The sequence below is a fragment of the Bacillus sp. Marseille-Q1617 genome, from assembly GCF_903645295.1.
Taxonomy (GTDB): Bacteria; Bacillota; Bacilli; order Bacillales; family Bacillaceae_B; genus Rossellomorea.
In genome coordinates, this window is record NZ_CAHJXM010000002.1 from 483,155 (window position 1) to 505,409 (window position 22,255).

Sequence of the window (22,255 nt, forward strand, 5' to 3'; positions counted from 1 at the left end):
GCCATCCTCTTCATCTATACAGAAAGAGAGACAAGTGGTCATGAATATAAAAATGCAAAATCGAGTGTTTATTTTGTCCTTTTTGCTCCCGGCCATGCTTATTTATGGCATTTTTGTGATCTATCCGATTCTCTCCGGATTGACGACGAGCTTTTATCAGTGGAGGGGAACGGGTGCCAAAACATGGATTGGGTTTGAAAACTATTCAAAGCTTTTGATTGATGAAAACTTTATCAATTCTTTGGTGAATACCCTTAAGTACACGGTGGCCCAGGTTCCAATTATTCTATTTCTAGCATTATTATTCGCACTCTTGATTACAGGGACAAAAAGTGCGAAGTGGGCGAATTTCTATCGATCGAATATCTTTATGCCGTTTGTCTTGCCAGGAGTGGCAATTGCTTTGTTATGGGCGACGATCTTCAATCCAATCAACGGGTTGTTGAATATCGTACTGCGGACGGTCGGACTCGACGGCTTGGCACACGAATGGCTCGGTGATCCGGATACCGCCTTTTGGGCGATTGTCTGGGTGAAGACGTGGGCATCGATAGGATTTTATACTTTATTATTTATAGCTGGAATATCGAATATTCCGAGGGAAGTGCTCGAGGCCGCTGATATCGACGGGGCTTCGCGGATCCAGAAAAGCTTGAAGGTCATCATTCCGATGTTGAGTCCGGTCGTGAAAGTGGTCGTTATTTTCTTGATATTAAACAGTCTGAAGATGTTCGAAGAGCCTCAGCTCATGACCGCAGGGGGGCCGAACCGTTCCACCGAACCGATTTCCCTGTATATGTATGAGCAGGCCTTTTCCAATTTTAACTTTGGCTATGCGTCCGCAATCGGAGTCATTTTTTTCATCCTGACCTTCATCTTCAGCATCTTCACAATCAAAACGATGGGAGGGGATTCCAATGAGGACCATTGACCGATTGAAGAGGGCGGATTGGTCGAAGCATCTGATCCTCATGTTCTGGACGGCTCTTATCATCCTGCCGACGCTGTGGGTGGTCATGAACTCGCTCAAAACGTCCGGCAGTATTTTGACAGAGCCGTACTCCCTTCCCATTCCCCCTCATATTGAAAATTACCAGAATGCTTGGGAGGAGGCTGGACTGGGACGGGGGTTCATCAACAGCATCTATCTTACGGTTCTATCTGTTTTCTTCATTGTCTTATTTTCAGCGATGCCCGCGTATATATTGGCAAGGAAGGTCTTCATGGGCAGGAAGCTCGTCTATTACTTTTTCATCAGCGGATTGATGTTCCCCACGTTTGTCGCGATGGTACCGTTGTTCTTGCTGATGACGAAGCTGAATCTATTAAACAATCATGTTGGGTTATTGATCGTGTATACGGCTTATTCCCTGCCTTTTACGATCTTTATTCTGTTTGCCTTCTTCAGGAGTCTGCCAAAGTCGCTGGAGGAAGCAGCTCTTATGGATGGAGCCGGTCCATACAGGACATTCTTCTCTGTGATGCTGCCGTTGGCAAAGCCCGGGCTCATTTCAGCGGCCATCTTCAATGTCGTCGGAATCTGGAATGAGTATGTACTGGCATTGATCCTGATCCAGTCGCCGGAACTGAAAACCCTGCCGGTATCCGTCGCGAACCTCATGCTCGTCATGCAGTACAAAACCGACTGGGGTGCACTATATGCCGGTCTCATCATGTCCATCATCCCGGTCATCATCATCTACATGGTCTTCCAAAAACAACTCGCCGCCAACACCACGGCCGGAGCCGTGAAGGAATAGGGACATGGGGACAGGAACGTTGTCCCAAATCGAAGATGATCAGGACGCGGGACCTGTCCCCGCTTCCCACCAAGGAGGGATTTTATATGAAGCAGTATATTGCGTTTGATATAGGAGGTACATATATAAAGTATGGGATTGTGCGTGGGGATGGGAAAGTAGTCGTGAGCTTCCTTACAGATACAGAAGCTCATCTTGGCGGACCTTCCATTGTGCAGAAGCTGGTCCGGCTGAGCCGGGAACTGCTTGAAACATATCAAGCGGCAGGAGTGGCCATCAGCACCGCCGGCAGGGTGGATGCTGATAGAGGGGTCATCTTGGGGGCGAGTAATAACATCCCTGAGTATAAAGGAACGGAATTGAAGAAACTGATCTCCACGGAGTTGAACCTCCCCGTTGAAGTGAGAAACGATGCGGACTGCGCAGCTTTGTGCGAGCATTGGCTCGGTGGTCACGGCGCAGACAATTTCATCATGCTGACAGTCGGGACGGGTGTTGGCGGAGGAATCATACTCAATGGCCAGCTTTACTCCGGCCACTCTTTTAGTGCGGGGGAGTGGGGGTATATGAGGATCGAAGGCGAGCAGTTTGAGAAAATCGCTTCCTTCCCCGGTTTGATAAAGATGGCTAAGGAATACAAGAGTGACCGCGAATGGACGGGCAAAGAAATCTTTGACTCATATGACCAGGGAGATCCTGATATTCAAAAAGCCGTTGCGAAGTTTTACAAACATCTTGCAGTGGGCATTTCGAATCTCATTTATATATTCGATCCTGAAAAGGTTGTAATCGGTGGAGGGATTGCGCTGAGAGGCGAAGCATTCCTGAAGGAAATCAAAGAAGAAGTAAGAAAATATACTAAGAAGGATTTTTATCAACGCACTGAACTGGTTCTCGCAAAATACCAAAATCACTCAGGAATGGTAGGGGCCGTCTATCATTTTATGCAGCGGGACTAGGGGACAGGTTCCTTGTCCCACCTATAGGGAGGGAGTTTTCGATGAAGTCAATTGTGTATTTTAATGATCATGTCACCACTCGTTTTGCGGTGGAGGAGTTACGGAAGCTGTACCGGAAAGCAGGTATAGAGGCAAGAATAAAAAGGAGTGGCCATTCTGATAATCAGGGGGAAGTCATTTTCTTAATGCTTGAAAATGAATATAACTCGGCAGAATGGTGTACCGCACCGCTTTCTTTAAAGGAAGATGGATTCGCTATTATTGAACAGGGGGAACAGGTCTGGGTTATAGGAAAAGGGGAACGGTCCTTATTGTACGGAGTGTATCACTACTGCGAGAAGATATTGGGGTATAACTGGGCTCATCTATCGGAGGAAAGACAAGAGTCCTCCATTAAAAATGCTGCATGTCTCGAGGAGCCTTTATTTAAAAGGCGCGGCAATATCATCGAAACGGTTGATGATCCCATTTACATAAACCGCCTGATAGACTGGGGAGTGAAAAACGGGCTGAATGAGTTCTTTTTCACTTTTTTTCTATGGGATAAGATACATAAATATGTAGAAGGAGAACTGGTGAAACGCAGTGTGAATGTCACTCTCGGCGGTCACAGCTTGTCGTTTTTAATAGGGGAAAAAGGAAATAAAGTCCTTCATTTACTAAAAGACTGCAATACGCAGGAGCAGGTAATCAGACGGATTGTGGACATCTGCCGGGAATCGCCGGTCGTAACGAGGGTGTCCTTATGGCCGGAAGACGTTGGGATTGATAAAGAAGAGAACGCAGATTTTATGCCGGCCTACATTGCTTTTACGGAAAAATTAAAGGCATCATTAACAAGCTTGAACGTAGAAGTAGAACATATTGTTTATAATGCAGGGCTTGAGTGGAATATGCTGGAACGCTCCGCCGCAACAGAGGCCTCGCGGGAAGCAGATGTATTATATGCCTATTGGGGAAGGGATTATTCTCAGCCGATTCATCATTCAACTCCGGAACAAAAGCGGGCGGCAGCTAGCTTAATAGACTGGAGAACCGAGACGGCGAAAACGGGCAGAAGTTTTACTGTACTGGAATATTACAGCGACCATTTCATGTTAAGCGAACTATTCCCGCCTCTCCTGAACAGGATGAAAGAGGATATGGAAGATTACAAGGAACTGAAGGTGGATGGAATCCTGAATCTGATCGTTCCCTGCCACATAAAACCGCATTCACCCGAAGGAACCGCAGATTACCCATGGAAATGGATTCATCAGCTGAATAACTTCATGTATGCAGGACTAAGCTGGGGGAAGGAACACAGCGTGTTGGCTGATGCCTATCGTACTTCAATTGGTGAAAGATACTTCTCAATCTTACTGGAATTAGAAATTATCATGGCTAAGCACACTTCATGGAATGTCCCGTTATTCCCGGCACGTATAGTAGATCCTGAAAAAGTGAAGGGACATGATTCAAGTCAGGAAATCACCAGCTTCCTGGATGAAGTGATCGATTTTCTTGACGAGCATACGCCTGCTGGCAGCGAAGATTTACTCGCCATTCAAAACAAAGATAATTACGATTCATTTACAAATGAAGAAATGCTTCTGATCTACTTCGACTACCTGAAAAAATCCGCTGTAAAGTGTAAACGCGGCTGGATGGGGGGAGACGCTGATGGACTTCAGTAATCTTCGATATTATGAACCTTCCAACAAAATGAAGCATCCCTATATGGTCAAAGAAGATTTAATCGTATACGGAGCCACCCCGGCAGGGATCACATGTGCGATCCAGGCAAAAAAGATGGGACTTACCGTTGCGATTGCTGAATTCAGCCGTCACATCGGCGGGGTGACAGCCAGCGGGCTGGGGGCGACGGATTTCGGTGCAAAAGAAGCAATAGGCGGTCTTTCGAAAGAGTTTTATAAGAGAATAGGAAGCTACTATGGAAAAGAAGAACAGTGGACCTTCGAGCCGAAAGCAGCAGCCTCGGTTTTTAAAGATTGGCTGGCTGAATATGAAATTCCGGTCTATTATAATCAGCATCCTGAGACAGTGGAAATGGAGAATAAGAAGATTAAGAGAATCATCATGGAAAATGGAAGCGTCTTTGAGGGGGATTTCTTCGTGGATGCAAGCTATGAAGGGGATATCATGGCAAAGGCGGGTGTTTCCTATACAGTGGGTCGTGAATCGAATTCAACTTACGGTGAGACCTATAATGGCGTACGCTTTGGCGAACCTCATCATAAATTTGAAGTGAGGGTCGATCCCTACGTGGTAGAAGGCGACAAAGAGAGCGGACTGCTGCAGGGAGTGGAAGAGCTGGAGCCGGGTACGGAAAAAGAAGGGAAGGGCGACCGCAGGATTCAAGCGTATAACTTCCGCATTTGTCTAACTAAGGACCCTGAAAATCGTATCCCATTTCCCAAACCCCCGTCATATGACACGGACAGCTATTCATTGCTGCTGCGGTATATACAGGCCGGAGTGTGGGAGGCAATGAATCTCCATATCATGCTCCCCAATGGCAAATCCGACTTGAATAATTATGGAGCGGTATCGACCGATTTCATCGGGAAGAATCATGACTGGCCTGATGGAAGTTATGAAAAGAGGGAAGCCATTTTTCAGGAGCATTTTAACTATAACCTCGGCATGCTTTACTTTTTGAGTCAGGACGAAAGGGTTCCAGCGTCCATTCGGGAAGAAGTCGCAGAATGGGGGCTTCCGAAAGATGAATTCACGGAGACAGGCCACTGGCCCCACCAATTGTATATCCGGGAAAGCAGGAGAATGGTTTCTGACTATGTGATGACTGACCGTAATTGTCTGGGTCAGGCCGTTATTGAGGATTCAATCGGGCTGGCTTCCTATCAAATGGATTCCCATCATTGCAGACGGGTTGTCATGGAAGGCGCTTGCGTAAACGAAGGGGACGTGGAGATTCCGATCTCGCCTTATCCGGTTTCTTACCGTTCGATCAGGCCGAAATTCGAGGATTGCTCGAACTTGGTGGTGCCTGTCTGTTTATCGAGCTCCCATATTGCCTTTGGTTCCATCCGGATGGAACCGGTATTCATGATCATGGGACAGTCTGCGGGGGCCGCGGTGAGCCTGGCTTTTCAACAGGGGTCGGCTGTTCAAGATGTGGATTATAATCGGTTGAAAGAGGTCCTGCTGAAATCAGGTCAGGTTTTGAAGTGGGACGAGAATATAGAGGATGATCCCGTAACACGTATGAAAAAGACGTTCGGACATGGCGGCGTCGGAAATTGAGAGATATTGTCGAATTGTCGGCAAATCAGTAAGAATTGTCCGTATTCTTGATTTTTCGTCCGCAAACCTGAAAAAATGTCCGTAAATCCAAATAAATGTCCGCAAACCCGATTTTTCGTCGGTAAACAAAATAATATTGTCCGTCCAAACAAAATAACCCGGCTCAGTGCCTCAGCACCGCCCGGGTTATTTTCACGACATTACAACTCGATTGTTTTAAGAGCCAGTTTGATGTTTAAATCGTTTACAACATCTTCTTCCTTGGCAGCGTTGAAATGATCCAGCGCCTTTTGCAGATAGTTCCTGGCTTCATTTATTTCGCCTTTATCGCGGTAGTGGATCGCCTGCTTCAGTGAGTTGACCAGCTGTTTCTCAACAGATTTCTTCAAGTCACCGTTTTGTCCTTCCTCGATGATGAGTGCCTTCGCAGATTCCAGTGTGAATTCAATCACTTCTATCTTCATTAAGTCAGTTCCGTCCGCATAATAGATATCCCCGTCGTTGCCGACTGTAGCGAGTTCTGTTGTACCCAGGGTTTCAAAATCAAGGGAAATCGGATCAATTGCCGTCAAGTTACCCGCCAAAGTCGTATACATGATGCCATTATCATCCCAGCGGATATGGATCGGGCGCCATCTGCCGTAATCTTTCACATCTTCATAAATGGTTTTGCTTTTCACAACTTCCAACGTCTCGGGGTCCATGGCGAAGATCGTTCCGTCTGCAGCAGACCACAGCAGGCCGTCGGGACCTTCACTCATGCCGCTGAGCATGCGCGGACTGTAATCGAGTCCAGGGATGTCAGGAACAAATTCAGTGACCTTTTCATTGTTCTCCAAATCCCAGACGAAGATTTTTGCTGCTTCTTCTGAAGGGTCGATCCCAAGGCCGCCTGCTATCGTGGTCGAGCCGTACAGCTTGTCCCCTTTTTCAGCTAGAGCGACAATGGCCTGATTGTGAATGACGTTTTCAAACACTTGAGCGTTTTCAGGATCCGCAGGGTCAAGGATCGTCAGTGACCCGCCGAGTTTTCCGTAATCAGGAATCGTGCCGATATAGAGCTTGTCGTTCACAGGCTCCATCTCGAATGGTCTGTCCTGATGTGGGATATCATAGATTTCATGCCTTTCAAGTTCCTCCTGGGTGGTATCAAGTTCGTAGATGATCGCTCCTGGATAAACGCCGAAATACATTTTATCCCCAATGCCTGCCATTCCTTCCGCCTGTCCGAGTGTGAACATCTCTGAGGTGCCGTCATCCGTACGGTAGACAGCACCCTTGCCGCCAGGATACCCGCTCATGTACATATTCCCGTCGGGTCCTTTCTCAAGGGTCTGGATCGGAATCGGATTCCCGGCCACCGGATATTGAATCGTTTTCACTTTTTTGGTTTCAAGGTTCATGAATGTCACTTGTCCCCCGAATTGGACGGTGACTAGTGAGTATCCCGGAAAATCGGGATCCCCTTCAAGTTCCACCCAGGCGGTATTGCGGATGAAGGTGCCGAATCTGACTCCTGTATCACGCGCCTCCAGGGTTTCATAATCGATCTCCATGATACGACTGCTCTGCTGAAAATAAGCCTTATTACTGCCTGGGAGTCCCTGGATGAGACGGAGGCCTTTGTTATTTTCATAATAAGTATCTTCCCATTGGTCCGTATTCGTATTGTAGAACAGAAGCGAGTTATCACCGCCGCCTACACCGGCGACGATATAGTCGCCGAACGCATCCATCTGCCAAACACTTGAGCCCTGGATGACGTGGTCGGGAACTGGAATCGTTTTGTAATCGCCTGTTTCCACATCAAGCTTCACCAGACGGTTATCAACTCCGACACCAAGGTAAAGATAGCCATCGTGATATGCAGTTGATCGGGTATAGCTCTGTCCGGGGGCAACCGTCCCGTAATCCCTCATTTCGCCTGTGCTTGGGTCATACATCCCTGCTTTGGCGTTCGGGAAGGACCCGAAGTAGACACGGCCTTCTTCATCGTAGGATAAACCATAGACAACGCTTTCCCCTATTCCGCCGAGATTCTTGACCTCCTGTGTCTCGGGGGAGTACTCGTATAAAGTTCCGTTTCCTCCGATATACACGTTCCCATTCGGAACCGTGATATGTGTCCATACGGCACCGGTCCCTTCAAGAGGATACGTTCTCAGCACTTCCTGCGTTTCGAGATCCACTACCTGAAAAATGGCGGGACTTCCGGAAGCGGTCGTATACATGACATCGTGGCCATTTTCCTTTCCATAGTCAGAATCATAAACGGCCACACTTTCCATTTGATGACCGAGGTTGACGGGATCTCCGAAGTTGCTGCCCGTTTCTGCATCGGCCGTCCCGGCAGGTATGAACATGGAGCCGATCATCATCATGAAAGACAATGAGATAAAACAAAACACTTTCACTTTCTTCTTCATTCTTCCATCTCCTCTGTAAATTCATTTCTTCTTTCCCTTATGGGTGAAAATGATCTCTGCGCCTTACACCGCCTTTCTAACTAAATGAAAGTACCTATTCATGTCGTGTGTAAGTGATATCTCAGATGGTGAATGCCTGTCCGTTGTGAAAGTTCCGCAAGCTGTTATTCCTATTTTTATAGATTTAGAACCTGGGAAACAAGTCTTTAAAGAGTCGTAATGTTAGATGAGGAAAATGACCTGTGATGGTGTGGTGGGGATAGGTCCTTAATACCTATTTTTGTTGATGAAATAGAAAAACCGCCACCCGGTCGGCAGCGGTCAACATTCACTATTATGCTGTTCAGGGTTCACACTGTTCAGTTTCTTTCTCTCCACTTTTTCAAAGGCCCTCAGGCCGATCCACATGACGGCGAAGGAAAGGACGCTGCCTGTAAAAAGAGGAATCATACCGGGGAGAACGGTGACGATTCCGTATAGAAGTCCGCATGCTGCAGCGATTTGGACCACTTCTAGCGGGGAAGTCAAAGCGATCAGCAATGTTTGCTTCATTGTCTTGAAAAACGGCAAGTCAAAATGGACATAGACAGGAAACAAAAACAACAGGGTAATGATGTACCAGACCAGGATCAGCACGAGTACCGGCACGAGGAAGGTCAGTTTTCCGCTATTCAGGCCAATGAAAGTGAAATCATAATAAAGGATATACCCGACGACCATAAAAATGAGTCCGTATCCGTTCGACTTTAAAAATTCTTTCTTATATGTACGCCAAAATTCAGGGAAAACAGAAACGGTTTCTTCCCGGAGCAGCCATTTCCTTACAACGGTAAACATCGCTGTAGTGGCCGGGAAAAAACCTAAGATCAACAGGCCGATGAAAGTGAATAAAATCCACAGCAGATTAAGATAGGCCAACTTCAGCATTCCGAATACGATTGTATTAAATCGATCCCATCCTCCCATTTTTTCACCCCTTTTGTGAACTACTATACGTCACCCATGGAAAAGATTGCAATCATTTTCTTAACATTCAAAATCCTTTCAAAAATAACCTCTGGATTTTATTAAAGACATTTAAGAGACTTGTCTCTTTTAAAAAAACGGATTAGACTTGAAGAAAGCTTATGAATATTTTTACAATTCTGAATCGTGTTGGAAGAACTTTTTTGTTCTGGAAAAAAGCTATCCGAAAATGACAGCGCTTTATCATGCTGGGGGAATTCCAAGGGGGTGGATGGGAGCACGGTAGGCTTCGCCTGCGGAAAGCGAAGTTCTGTACGTAAATCAACAGCGGTAGTTAACAAGAAAGAACCATAAAAAATAAAAATGAAAAGGGGTTCATTCATGAAAAAGAAATTGACGTTTCTCTTAGTGTTAGTCATGGGTCTTATCCTGATGGCCGCATGCAGCTCAAAAGATGAAAAGACAGGCGGAAAAGCAGGAGACGGAGAAGTATCCGGTGAGATCACCGTTTGGGTCCATCCTTATACGGGTGATGCAGATGCCGAGAAAAAGATGTGGGATGAAATCATTGCCTCCTATCAGGAAAAATTTGATGTGGACGTAAAAATTGAAACCATTCCTTGGGCAAACCGCGATCAGAAGGTACTTACAGCCTTAGCTGCCAATAACGGCCCGGATGTATTTTATGCCATCCCTGACCAAATGCCTCAGTATGCGAATGAAGGAATGCTATTGGAACTTGATCCCTACCTGAAGGATAACGATATGGATGATTTTGTTGATACCGCAGTCCTTTCGACAAAATGGAAAGATAAAACGTATGGTCTTCCAATCCTGCAGGAAGCTTATACGCTTTTCTACAATAAAGAAGTCATTAAAGCGATCGGCGAAAATCCGGAAAAACTTCCTGCAACGTGGGATGAATTCTCTGACTGGGCTAAAAAAGCAAAAGACAAAGGGTTCTACGCACTCAGCTATCAGGGCGGCGGTTCCATGAACGGAACTTTATATCCATTCTTATGGCAAGCCGGAGGAGAAGTCATTACTCAGGATGACGAAGTGAAGATCAACAATGAAGCAGGTGTGGAAGCTTTTGAATTCATCAATAACATGTACGAAAAAGGCTGGATCCCGGAAGATTCAGTTACGGCAATGGAACACGATGCATTATGGAACGGCGGGAAAATGCTTGCTGTTCAAGGGTCCGGAATTTCATTGACAAACCTTCAAAAGAGCGGATTGGATTTCGTTATTGCGCCACCGCTAAAGAATAAAGAACAGGCAACATATGGTACCACGGGAATGTTCGTTGTTCCTTCAAACACTGACAACCCGGATGCGGCAGCCGAGTTTATCAAAGTAGTGACGAATGCTGAAAACCAGCGTAAATTCAACACTCTGACCCAGTATATCCCGGCGCGTGAATCAGCGAAGGATATCTTTGATGACCAAAAATATTTAAGCCAGCTTTCCGAGTATACTCAGTACGCACAACCGGGTGTCATCCACCCGATCGGGCGCTCCATCATGCCTGGGATCCAGGCTGAAGTACAAACAATGATGGCAGGGGAGAAAACACCGAAGGAAGCAGCGGATGCAGCTGCAGAAGCAATAAAGGCGGAACTTGCCAAACAATAGAGTGTTAGACAGGGAGTACTGGTCTCTAAGAGATTGGTACTCTCTGTTTCCTAACTTACATAAGAAGAAGGTGATGAAACTGTTAAGCACTGAAACGGTTAAGCGTGAATTGAAAGTGAAAAATAAAAAATTACCTTTGAAAACACGGATCAAGCGTGAATGGGATCGGAACGCCATTGTGTACATTTTTCTGATTCCGACGTTAATTCATTTCTTGATTTTTCAAATATTCCCGTTTGCGTTCAGTTTTGTTCTGACATTTCTGGATTGGAAGGTGATCGGGGACCCCGAATATGTCGGGCTGAAACACTGGATGAGGTTTTTGGAGGATAAGTTGGCATGGAAAGCGATCTGGAATACAGTTCTTTTCTCCATTTATTATATCGTTCCGACCATGGCCCTCGGTTTGATATTGGCATTAATCATCAATTCAGGGGTATGGCTGAAAGGATTCTTTAAAGGAATCTTCTTTCTGCCGGTTGTCACCTCATTTGTCATCATCGCAGGAATCTGGGGATGGCTCTTCAGAGGGACCGAATCAGGGATGGTGAACTACCTGTTAAGTCAATTCGGCATTGATACACAGCTGTTTTTGTCCGACTCAAGTCAGGCACTGATCGTACTTGCAGGATTGAGTATTTTTAAAGTGGCGGGGAGTACGATGATTTATTACTTCGCCGGCCTGCAGTCGATTGACAAACAGCTTTATGAATCAGCGAGAATCGACGGAGCCACACCGTTCCGTATCTTCTGGTCCATTACATTTCCGCTGTTGAAGCCGATTCATTTTTATGTGGCGATCATCACAACAATCGGTTCGTTCCAGATTTTCGATTCCACGTTCCTTTTAACGGGCGGCGGACCGAACTATGCTACGACGACGATCGTGTTCTATTTATATCAGCAAGGATTCGGCGGACTTAACTTAAGCTACGCAGCGGTTCTTTCCTACGTGTTATTCTTTATAATTTTGGTCATCTCACTCATACAGCGAAAGTATATGGGACAGGAAACGAAGTATTATTAACCGCAGGAGTAAAGGAGGGTGAACAATGGGTAAGGTTATTAAATATTTTGCCTTGGCGATATTGGCTTTATGTTTCCTGTTGCCATTTATCATCATGGCTTTAGGTTCTTTTAAAGATATGCAGTACGCATTATTGGATCCGCTGTTCTGGATACCTGAGGATCCTACCCTGAGTAATTACACGTACTTGATTGGCAATGGACTATTTGTCAGATGGATTTTCAACTCAGTGGTCATTACGATTGTCCCGGTGTTCAGCCAAATGATCTTTTGTGCAATCCTCGGATACATTTTTGCAAAGAAGCAATTCCCCGGACGCGAGGTCATTTTCTGGGTGTTCATGGCCGTCATCATGATTCCACAGCAATTACTGATCATTCCAAAGTATATCATGTTCGCGGACTTCGGATGGATCAACACATATTGGGCATTAATCATACCTGAGCTTTGGGGGATCATGGGAGTTTTCCTCGTTCGCCAGTTCCTGCAGAGCATCCCGAATGACTTGGAAGAAGCGGCTCGCATCGATGGGGCGAATGATATCAAGGTGTTCTTTAAGGTGATTCTGCCGTTATCGATCCCAGTGGTAGCGACGGTCGGTACGTTTTCATTCATCTCCAACTGGAATGATCTATTCCAGCCGTTGATTTATATGACGAGGGAAGAGATGTTCCCGGTAACTGTCGGGTTGGCATCGATCCTCGGGAAAGAAGGGAACTTCGGAATCGAAATGGCCGGCTCGACACTGTCATTCATCCCGACCTTCTTGATTTTCTTATTCTTCCAGCGTTATTTCACGGAAGGGATCCAGATGTCAGGACTCAAGTAGATTCCTGGATTCAGAGGAAAGGCGGGGGCCAGTTAAATGAAGGATCTCAAAATAGGCATGGTTGGATTGGATACCTCTCATGCCTCAGTTTTTACCCGGTTATTGAACGATTCAGGCGAGGAACATCATGTTCGCGGCGGGAAAGTCGTCAAGGCCTTCCCGGGAGGCTCGCCTGACTTTGAATTAAGCTTAAAAAGGATCGATCGGTTTACCGAAGAGGTCCGCCGATATGGGATTGAAATAGTGGAGACGCTTGAGGAAGCCGCAGAGGGGACGGACGCTATCTTGCTTGAATCCGTCGATGGCGGTACCCATTTGGAGCAATTACGGAGATTGATCGTCTATAAGAAGCCGATTTTTATCGATAAACCCTTCAGTCTGTCATCAGTGGAAGCTGAAGAAATGGCTGAATTGGCGAAAACGTATGGTACACCGATCATGAGTACCTCTGCGCTGCGTTTTTCAGAGGGATTAACCAACGTGTTATCCCGATCTGATAAAGGTGAAATCATCGGGGCTGATTGTTTCGGCCCCATGGATTTTCAGGACGGTCAGGGATACTTTTGGTATGGAATCCATGCAGTAGAAATGCTGTTTGCGATATTGGGTGGAGGCACCGAAGCCGTCACCACTCACTCAAATGAGGACCATGACTGTATCGTCGGATGGTGGAAGGACGGCAGAATTGGAACAGTAAGGGGGAACCGTACGGGCAGCCAGCAGTTCGGAGCACTTGTCCACTTTGAAAAAGGAACGGAGTATGTAAATGTGGCTGCTGATGCCAAGCCGTTCTACGCCAGTCTGCTGGAGGAGGTCATCGACTTCTTTAAGGAAGGGGATCCGGGAGTGAAATTAAGTGAAACACTTGAAATCATCCGTTTCCTCGAGGCGGCCAATGAAAGTAAGTCAAGGGAAGACGGGTTGAAAATGGTTGAATGTAAAAGAAAATAGAATTCAGGAAATTGCCCGAATTCTATTTTTTCTCATTACACTTTTTCATCCATCGTAAAACTCAGCCGGTAGATCCGGCGCGGCCTGCCTTTGTGGGTCAATTTCTCTTCGCCGACGATGTCCACAAGCTCTGCATCCATCCATTTCAACAGGATCCGGTGGGCGCTCCTTACCGTAATGTTGAGAGTCGAGGCAAGTTCCTGTGCCGTGTAGTCGACAATCCCGTACCGCTCTACCCGCGCCATCAATTTGGTCATATAAGAGGCCGACATCCCGGCTTTTTCGGCTCTCTCGAGGAGCTCGGCATCCGTGATCGCCAAGTCGTATCGTTCGTACTGGGTATTCGTGGTGATATCAACCGGCCCTAAGACGCTTCTGTTTTCGCGGACGATATAACATACATCCCCGCCGGAATCCTTGGCCTGTCTGAGTGCCAAGCGTGCATGGCTGCCTGCTTCGGCTGCGGTCGATCCAAAGCCGACACCGATGCTTAAGGTGATCCCCATTGCATGATTGGTCTCCTGCAGCAGCGGGATGAATTTGTATCCGCGTGTTTCCCGCTCGAAAATGCCCCGAGTCGTGATGAAAGAGTATTCTTCACCGCCGAGGTTGATGAGATGCCCGTCCAGTTGTTTTATGTAATCAAGAAGCATTTGCTGGATATTTAACTTTAATAATTGTACATCATGCTCGGAATGATATTTCTCGGTGATTTTTTTGAAATCATCCACATTGATCAGACCGAACACGATTTGTGACTCCTTATTCCTGCGTGTCTCTGTTGCGAGGAGTGCCCTCTCGAGGGAGACGATCATATCCTGCTGTGTCGGTGTGACCCATTCGCAGGGGATATTCAACTCATCCAGCCTTTTGGATACTTCCTGGATACCGGTCAGTGCGATGGCTCCGCGCATTTCATGATTTTCTATGTGGAAATCGACGATGTCACTGATCAAAGGGGGATTGGAGTTCTTCTGGAATACCATTAGCTCGTAGTTCTCTTCTCCAAGTTCTACCAGTATTTTTTCAACATATTTCTTTTCAATCGTATCAATCGACAAGTTTTTCAATCCATGGCTGCTTTTAATCAGAAAAAGGGATCTGTACAACCCGGTCCCCATTAGTGGGACATGATGGACAGGGATCGGGAAATCAAGGAACTGTTTTGCCAGATTGTAAAGATGATACTCGGTGAACATGAGGACATCGACGTCATACATTAAATCCTTCGCGGCTTCTGCAATGATGCTCCCGGGTTTGATGACCGAAAAATAAGGCTTGAAGTTCGGGAATGATTTCAGTGTTTCTTTCGTTTGATCGACCAGTTCTTCCGGTCCGATGATCCCGATATTGATTTCAGAGTTGTCATGAATGGTTTTTTTGCTTCTCAATGTGCTCCCCCCAATGCGTGTTTTTTATAGACATGTCTTTTAATCTAATGATAATAATAATTATCTGAATTGTCAAAAATCAATTACGTAAAATATTTTAGCCGGCCCACTTTAAAGACCATTTAAAGACTTGTCTTTTAATAACGGGATTCATAAGATGTTGGTAAGTAATTTTCTGAAAGTTCAATCTTACAGTTTAGGAGAGTGGTTTGATGAAAACGATTGAAGAATTAGAGGTGTTTATGACAGAGCCTTCGCAGGCGCTGATTGAAGATGTAAGGAAGCTCGAAGGAGATATCATGATCCTCGGTGTAGGGGGGAAGATGGGTCCTACATTGGCCAAGATGGCGAAAAGGGCGATTGACAAGGCGGGGGTGAATAAAAAGGTATTTGGTGTATCCAGATTTTCAACGCCTGACTTGAGAAATGAATTGAATGCGTTCGGCATCCATACGATTTCTGCAGACTTATTGAAGGAGGAAGATCTGCAGGCGCTGCCCCATGTGAAAAACATTATCTATATGGCAGGGAACAAGTTTGGAACCGTCGGCAATGAGCACTTTACATGGGCGATGAACGCTTATCTGCCAGGAAGATTCGCTGAGAAATTTCCGGACTCCCGCATCGTGGCATTTTCAACGGGAAATGTTTATCCATTGACGGATGTGATCAGCAGCCATTGTGGAGAAGACCAGCCCGTCAATCCGATCGGTGAATATGCCCAGTCGTGCCTGGGGCGTGAACGCGTACTCACTTACTTCTCTCATAAAAACAACACACCGATGCTGATGTTCAGGCTGAACTATGCCATCGATCTGCGATACGGCGTCCTGCTTGAGGTGGCAAGACAGGTATACAATGATCAGCCGATCGATCTGACGATGGGGAATGTCAACGTCATCTGGCAGGGGGATGCGAATGAATATGCAATCAGATCCCTTCTGCACACGGATTCACCACCTAAGGTACTGAATGTGACAGGTCCTGAGACGATCTCCGTCCGCTGGCTGGCTGAAGCCTTTGCTAAACGGTTCAACAAAAGGGCCGTGTTCGTCAATGAGGAACAGCCGACAGCACTGTTGAATGATGCTTCACAGGCACATAAATTATTCGGGTATCCGAAAGTCACCATGCAGCAGATGATCGAGATGACAGCGGATTGGGTAGAGAAGGATGGTTATACGTATAACAAACCAACACATTTCCAAGAACGGCAAGGGGCGTTTTAAATGTTGAATCCAGCGGTTAAGAACTCATTACATGAAGGGGCCTTCATACCTGCGCATCCCCTTGCGATCACGGAAGGCAAGGAACTGGATGAAAAAAGCCAGCGTGCACTGACAAGGTATTATATCGATTCGGGCGTCGGCGGCCTTGCCGTCGGGGTCCACACTACGCAATTTGAGATTCGCGATCCCGAATTCAACCTTTATCAGAGGGTATTGAGGCTTGCTATCGAAGAAATGAACAGGGCGGGTGTCCCTGATTCTTTCATTAAAGTAGCCGGGATTTGCGGCCCTGTTGATCAGGCGGTTAAAGAAGCTCAATTCAGCAAGGACGCCGGTTATGATCTGGGGCTCCTGAGTATGGGCGGCTTACAGGATCATTCGGAGGAGCAGCTGCTGGAGCGTACCAAAAAAGTGGCTGAAATCATCCCGGTGTTCGGCTTCTATCTGCAGCCGGCCGTCGGGGGCAGGGTATTATCCTACGAGTTCTGGGAAGCGTTAGCAGACATACCGAATGTTCACGCCATCAAGCTTGCCCCGTTCGACCGATATTTGACAACCGAGGTCGTCAGGGCAGTCTGCCACTCTAGTCGGGGCGATGAGATTGCCCTTTACACAGGAAATGATGATAACATCGTCAATGATTTATTGACGACATACAAGTTCAAGGTTGGTGGAGAGGTAAAAGAAAAGAAGATTGTCGGAGGCTTGCTTGGGCACTGGTCGGTCTGGACGAAGCGGGCGGTTGAATTGTTCCATGAACTCAAACAATTGAAGCCGCACGATTGTGTCCCGGATCGAATGCTTACCCTGGCTCAGGAGATCACCGATGCGAACGGTGCCTTCTTTGATGCGAAGAATCAATTCAAGGGAAGCATCGCGGGCATCAACCAGGTTTTAGCTGCCCAGGGTTTGATGAAAGGGCGCTGGTGTCTGATCGACAAGGAAGAACTGAGTCCCGGTCAGTTGGAAGAAATCGACCGTGTCCGTGCAGCATACCCCCATTTGCATGATGATTCTTTTGTTGAAAAGAACCTGGAAAGATGGCTTGGCAGCTAAAGTTCTTCACAGAAATTGGAGGAATAGTGATGATGAGGAAAATTACAGTTAGGAATAAACGGGTGGAAATTGTACAGGAGGAACGGCCGGAGGTGAAACCTTCCTATATCTTGATCAAAACCCTCTATTCTGCGATTTCTCCCGGTACTGAGTTAACGATCCTTCAAAACAGTAGAGATACCCCGATTACGCTCGGTTATAGTGCGATGGGAGTGGTGGAAGAAGCTGGTGACGGCATCACGGATGTCAAAAAAGGTGATCTTGTGGCAGTTTACGGTGCTCCTTACGTCCAGCATGCCGATTCCCTCCTTGTTCCCAAGACGCTCTATGCCAAGCTGCCTGAGAATGTTGAACCGAAAGAGGCAGCCCTTGGGGGGATTGGTGCCATCGCCATCCATGCCCTCAGAACAGCAGAACTGCAATTCGGTGAAACGGTTGTGATCGTCGGAATGGGGCTGCTCGGTCAGATGATTGCAAAGATTGCCAACGCTGCTTCGTATCAGGTGATTACATATGATCTTCACGAAGAGCGCGTTGAAATGATCAAAAAAGACCGGGGAATCAAAGCATTCACGACAGCGGAAGACATGAAGGCCGAACTGGATCGAAGTACGGCCGGCCGGGGAGCGGATGCGGTTTTACTATGTGCAGGAGGAAAGAAATCGTCGTTGACGGGGCAGAGCCTCGAATGGATCAGGAATAAAGGGAAAGTGGTCATCGTCGGTGATATCGAACCGGACTTCCCGAGGAATTTGATGTTCAGTAAAGAAGCACAGCTGCTGATTTCGCGTGCAGGAGGACCGGGCCGATACGACAAGGTGTATGAGGCGGAAGCCATTGATTATCCGTACGGCTTTGTCCGCTGGACGGAGGGAAGGAACCTGGGTGAATATGTCCGGCTTGTGAGCGAAGGACGGATTGATGTAAGTCCCTTCTTCCAACAAGAAGTGGGTGTGGCTGAAGCAGCGGCTGCATATGAAGAACTCATGAATAAGCCATCTGCTTCATTGACGAAAATAATCAACTTCTCCAGTTAAGTTAAGGAGGGACGAGGATGAAAAACGATGTAAACATAGGATTGATCGGCATCGGGTCGATTGCGGAATCCAGCCATATTCCGAATTTGAAGGCTGCAGACGGGGTGAGACTTGCTGCAGTGGCCGATGTGGACCTTGACCGAGCGAGGGTCATCTCGCAGAAACATGACATCCCTCAATTTTTCAAAACGGCAGATGAGATGTTCGAAACGTCGCAGCTCGATGCCGTGATGATCTGCACACCGAATCAGACGCATATCTCGATTGCCGTGAAGGCTGCGGAAAAAGGAATTCATGTATTCATGGAAAAGCCGATCGGGACGGATTTAAAAGAAGTGAAAGATTATTTACAGCTTGCGAAAGAAAAAAATGTCTTAACGATGGTCGGTATGCCCCATCGTTTTCGTCGTGATGCTCGAATTTTAAAAGGGTATGCAACAAGGGGTACCTTCGGGGATGTCTACTATGTGAAAGCCAAGCTTTTCAGACGGAGGGGCACACCGAAGGGCTGGTTTACGAATAAGGCACTAGCAGGCGGAGGGGCACTGATGGATATTGGTGTACATGTACTGGACCTGGCATGGTGGCTGATCGGCAAGCCCGAAGCCCGGAGCATCACCGGAAAAACGATTACCGGTCTCGGAAACTATGAAACACACTATGTATCAAGCTGGGAATCCAGCAACAAGCAATTGAACAGCGGCCGGATTTTTGATGTGGATGATTTTGGCGCGGCATGGATCCGCTTCCGGAACGGGGCAGTGCTTTCTTTGGAAACCGCCTGGGCGGTGAACGGGGAGCAGGATGAAGGGATTCATATTGAAATCCTGGGAAACAAGGGCGGTGCCGTATTATCACCGCTTTCCATTTTTACAGAGGAGGAGGGTCTTCTCAGTAAGCATCAGCCTGTTTTTGAAAAAAATGAACCATTCAAAGATGAAATCGACCACTTTATCCATTGTATTCGAACAGGTTCTCCTCCGTTGATTGACGGGGAGGATGGTTATGAAGTGCTGAAGCTGTTGATGGGAATTTATGAATCATCGAATCTGGGAAAAGAAATTTGCTTCAATTAGTATCCGAAGGGAGAGATGGAGATGTTGAAAGTTGGTGTGATTGGAGCCGGGTCCATTTCTGAATTCCATATCAAGCCTTACCTGGCCAATAAAGATGTGGAATTAATCGCACTTTGCGACATAAAGGAAGAGCGTCTTGCTGAAAAAGGTCAATTATATGGAATCAGTCATTTGTACACCGATTATAAAGAATTGATGGAGAATGACGAAATCGATGCCGTCAGCATCTGTACATGGAATAACTCTCATGCAGAGATTGCCATATCTGCTTTGAAAGCGGATAAACATGTCCTTGTCGAGAAACCTTTATGCATGACAGTGGAGGAAGCGCTCGAGGTGGAAGCAACTGTTGAGGAGTCCGGTAAGGTCCTGCAGGTCGGTTTTGTGCGCCGTCATGGTGACAATGCGATGTTATTGAAGAAATTCATCGACAACGGCGAACTTGGTGACATTTATTATGCGAAAACGTCCTGCCTGAGGAGACTTGGAAATCCTGGCGGCTGGTTCAGCGACCGGACAAAATCAGGGGGCGGGCCGCTGATCGATCTCGGCGTCCATATGATCGATATCTGCTGGTACTTCATGGGTAAACCCCGTCCGGTCTCCGTAAGCGGGAATGCGTATTCAAAATTGGGCAATCGAAGCCATATCGAGAATCTCTCATTCTATAAAGCGGCAGACTATGATCCTACTCTCAATGATGTAGAAGATATGACCAATGCATTGATCCGATTTGAAAACGGGGCGTCCTTATTGGTCGACGTAAGCTTCACGCTGCAGGCCAAAAAAGATGAGTTGTACGTGAAGTTATTCGGTGATAAAGGGGGAGCGGAAATCGAACCCGAACTGGCAATTGTGACAGAGAAACATAACACCATTCTCAACATCACCCCGCAGATCGATAACTTGAAGTTCGACTTCACCAAAGCATTTACGAATGAAATCAACCACTTTGTATCCTGCTGTCTCCACGGAAAGGAAACCATTGCACCTGTATCGGACGGTGTACAGGTGATGAAGATGCTCAACGCTGTGTATGAATCAGCCAAAACAGGCAAGGAAGTGTATGTATGATGGAGCGTTCCGAAGTGGATTTGCTGATTGCAGGCGGCGGACTGGGAGGTTGTGCAGCGGCAATGGCTGCCTGCTCCAGAGGGTTGAAGGTCATCCTGACGGAAGACACCGATTGGATCGGCGGCCAGGTCACATCCCAGGGAGTGCCGCCTGATGAACATAAATGGATTGAAGAATCTGGTTCCACGAAAAGGTACCGAAATTACCGCGATCGTGTAAGGGACTTTTACAGATATAACATGGTGATCAAGGAGTCGAAGGAACAGCTTAACCCAGGGAACGGATTAGTGAGTAATATCTGCCATGATCCCCGGGTCACTTTGCATGTATTGAATGAGATGCTGCTTCCTTATGCCTTGACCAATCAATTACGCATCCTTCGCCACACAAGGGTAACCTCTGTCAATAAACATGGGAAAACGGTGCAGGCGATTACTCTTTTGAATGAAGAGTCAGGAGTTCATGAAGAAATCAACGCACGGTACTACATTGATGCGACGGAAGCGGGGGATCTACTGCCGCTTGCCGGGATGGAGTATGTGACCGGTGCCGAGGCAAAGTCCGACACAGGGGAGCCTCATGCATTGGAGACTTCGGATCCGGGTGATATACAGGCTTTCACATATGTATTGGGGATGGAATACCGGGAAGGGGAAGACCATACGATACCGGAACCCGATATGTACGCATTCTGGAGAAACTTCCACCCTGATATTTGGCCGGATAAGCTGGTGAGCTTTTATGCGCCCCACCCGATCACAAAGGAAAAGCGGACCTATACGCTCTTCCGGGAAGCGGAAGGGTTTCCTTTATGGGAGTACCGGAGGATTTTCGACCGCACTCAATTTGACAGTGGTTTCCGAGCCGGTGATATCACCTTGATGAACTGGCCGCAAAACGATTACTTTTTAGGCAATATTTATGATGTTCCCCCTGAAGAGAAAGAAAAGAATCTGTATGAAGGAAAACAGTTGAGCCTGTCGCTCTTGTACTGGCTTCAAACAGAAGCACCGAGACCTGATGGCGGCAAGGGATACCCCGGCTTGAAACTGAGAAAGGACCTGTTCGAGACAGAAGATGGACTCGCAAAAGCACCTTATATCCGAGAATCAAGACGTATCAAGGCAGAATACACTGTTGTCGAACAGGATGTATCGCCGTCGACCAACGATGGTGCGACGGGGGTTAAGTATGATGACCGGGTCGGGATCGGTTCGTACAGTATCGATCTGCATCCTAGCATGGCCGGTAAGAATTATCTCGATATTAAAGCTCTCCCGTTTTATATTCCGCTTGGTGCCCTCATCCCGAAAGATGCTGATAATCTCCTGGCAGGATGCAAAAATATCGGGACCACCCATATTACCAACGGCTGTTTCAGGCTGCATCCGGTGGAATGGAACATAGGGGAAGCGTGCGGTGCTCTGGCTGCCTTTTGTATAGAGCATGGCGTCGAACCGAAAAGAGTCCGGGAAGATCAGCCATTATTAAAGAAGTTCCAGCAAGGACTGAGGGAAGACGGCTTTGAACTGGAATGGCCGTTTTAATATTGAAAGCGGGGTGACCCCA

At 47.0% G+C, this 22,255-nt stretch carries 18 protein-coding genes; 15 read left to right on the top strand and 3 right to left on the bottom strand.

The genetic code is table 11. From position 1 onward, the window contains the following. Positions 1-40 precede the first annotated feature (40 nt). The 5 genes from HWX64_RS13955 (at position 41) to HWX64_RS13975 (ending at position 5,986) form a co-directional block, all read left to right on the top strand. The gene (locus HWX64_RS13955; protein ID WP_175990150.1) at positions 41-931 is read left to right on the top strand and encodes a carbohydrate ABC transporter permease; all 891 of its coding nucleotides are present in this window, start codon (positions 41-43) and stop codon (positions 929-931) included. Next, entirely contained in the window at positions 918-1,760 is an 843-nt protein-coding gene (locus HWX64_RS13960) for a carbohydrate ABC transporter permease (protein ID WP_175990151.1), read from the top strand. Before HWX64_RS13955 ends, HWX64_RS13960 begins: the two co-directional genes overlap by 14 nt. Before the next feature lie 86 nt (positions 1,761-1,846). Beyond that, entirely contained in the window at positions 1,847-2,719 is an 873-nt protein-coding gene (locus HWX64_RS13965) for an ROK family protein (RefSeq protein ID WP_175990152.1), read from the top strand. 41 nt (positions 2,720-2,760) lie between these two features. After that, positions 2,761-4,395, top strand: coding sequence for an alpha-glucuronidase family glycosyl hydrolase (locus tag HWX64_RS13970; RefSeq protein WP_175990153.1), 1,635 nt, complete (start codon positions 2,761-2,763; stop codon positions 4,393-4,395). After that, positions 4,382-5,986, top strand: coding sequence for an FAD-dependent oxidoreductase (locus HWX64_RS13975; RefSeq protein ID WP_175990154.1), 1,605 nt, complete (start codon positions 4,382-4,384; stop codon positions 5,984-5,986). Before HWX64_RS13970 ends, HWX64_RS13975 begins: the two co-directional genes overlap by 14 nt. 200 nt (positions 5,987-6,186) lie before the next feature. Here the strand turns inward: HWX64_RS13975 and HWX64_RS13980 are convergent, their stop codons facing one another. Both HWX64_RS13980 and HWX64_RS13985 read right to left on the bottom strand, forming a co-directional pair. After that, positions 6,187-8,412 (bottom strand): FIMAH domain-containing protein, encoded by a 2,226-nt coding sequence (locus HWX64_RS13980; protein WP_175990155.1) that lies wholly within the window; start codon positions 8,410-8,412, stop codon positions 6,187-6,189. Between the two features lie 321 nt (positions 8,413-8,733). Next, positions 8,734-9,378, bottom strand: a complete 645-nt coding sequence (locus tag HWX64_RS13985) for a YesL family protein (protein WP_175990156.1) — start codon at positions 9,376-9,378, stop codon at positions 8,734-8,736. 381 nt (positions 9,379-9,759) lie between these two features. On the opposite strand from HWX64_RS13985, the gene HWX64_RS13990 reads away from it, so the two are divergent. The 4 genes from HWX64_RS13990 to HWX64_RS14005 all read left to right on the top strand — a co-directional run bounded on the left by HWX64_RS13990 (position 9,760) and on the right by HWX64_RS14005 (position 13,823). After that, complete coding sequence (locus tag HWX64_RS13990; RefSeq protein ID WP_175990157.1) at positions 9,760-11,016, top strand: sugar ABC transporter substrate-binding protein; 1,257 nt, start codon at positions 9,760-9,762, stop codon at positions 11,014-11,016. Between the two features lie 73 nt (positions 11,017-11,089). Further along, positions 11,090-12,043 carry a carbohydrate ABC transporter permease gene (locus HWX64_RS13995; protein ID WP_175990158.1) on the top strand — a complete coding sequence of 318 codons (954 nt, stop codon included), beginning with the start codon at positions 11,090-11,092 and terminating at the stop codon, positions 12,041-12,043. Between the two features lie 25 nt (positions 12,044-12,068). Further along, a complete protein-coding gene (locus HWX64_RS14000) occupies positions 12,069-12,872 on the top strand; it encodes a carbohydrate ABC transporter permease (RefSeq protein WP_175990159.1) in 804 nt (267 codons plus the stop codon). Positions 12,873-12,908: 36 nt separating this feature from the next. Then, a complete protein-coding gene (locus HWX64_RS14005; RefSeq protein ID WP_175990160.1) occupies positions 12,909-13,823 on the top strand; it encodes a Gfo/Idh/MocA family protein in 915 nt (304 codons plus the stop codon). A 35-nt stretch (positions 13,824-13,858) separates the two neighbouring features. Here the strand turns inward: HWX64_RS14005 and HWX64_RS14010 are convergent, their stop codons facing one another. Continuing rightward, on the bottom strand, positions 13,859-15,214 hold the full coding sequence (locus HWX64_RS14010) for a hypothetical protein (RefSeq protein ID WP_175990161.1): 1,356 nt from the start codon (positions 15,212-15,214) through the stop codon (positions 13,859-13,861). Positions 15,215-15,426: 212 nt separating this feature from the next. On the opposite strand from HWX64_RS14010, the gene HWX64_RS14015 reads away from it, so the two are divergent. The 6 genes from HWX64_RS14015 to HWX64_RS14040 are packed head-to-tail and all read left to right on the top strand — an operon-like array spanning position 15,427 to position 22,233. Beyond that, the gene (locus tag HWX64_RS14015; protein WP_175990162.1) at positions 15,427-16,443 is read left to right on the top strand and encodes an NAD(P)-dependent oxidoreductase; all 1,017 of its coding nucleotides are present in this window, start codon (positions 15,427-15,429) and stop codon (positions 16,441-16,443) included. Then, entirely contained in the window at positions 16,444-17,499 is a 1,056-nt protein-coding gene (locus tag HWX64_RS14020; RefSeq protein ID WP_175990163.1) for a dihydrodipicolinate synthase family protein, read from the top strand. Positions 17,500-17,528: 29 nt separating this feature from the next. After that, complete coding sequence (locus HWX64_RS14025; protein ID WP_254871155.1) at positions 17,529-18,536, top strand: zinc-binding alcohol dehydrogenase; 1,008 nt, start codon at positions 17,529-17,531, stop codon at positions 18,534-18,536. A gap of 17 nt (positions 18,537-18,553) precedes the next feature. Further along, a complete protein-coding gene (locus HWX64_RS14030; protein WP_175990164.1) occupies positions 18,554-19,612 on the top strand; it encodes a Gfo/Idh/MocA family protein in 1,059 nt (352 codons plus the stop codon). Between the two features lie 21 nt (positions 19,613-19,633). Then, the gene (locus tag HWX64_RS14035; protein ID WP_175990165.1) at positions 19,634-20,686 is read left to right on the top strand and encodes a Gfo/Idh/MocA family protein; all 1,053 of its coding nucleotides are present in this window, start codon (positions 19,634-19,636) and stop codon (positions 20,684-20,686) included. After that, complete coding sequence (locus HWX64_RS14040) at positions 20,683-22,233, top strand: FAD-dependent oxidoreductase (RefSeq protein WP_175990166.1); 1,551 nt, start codon at positions 20,683-20,685, stop codon at positions 22,231-22,233. The genes HWX64_RS14035 and HWX64_RS14040 overlap by 4 nt, the downstream gene beginning before the upstream one ends. Positions 22,234-22,255 lie beyond the last annotated feature (22 nt).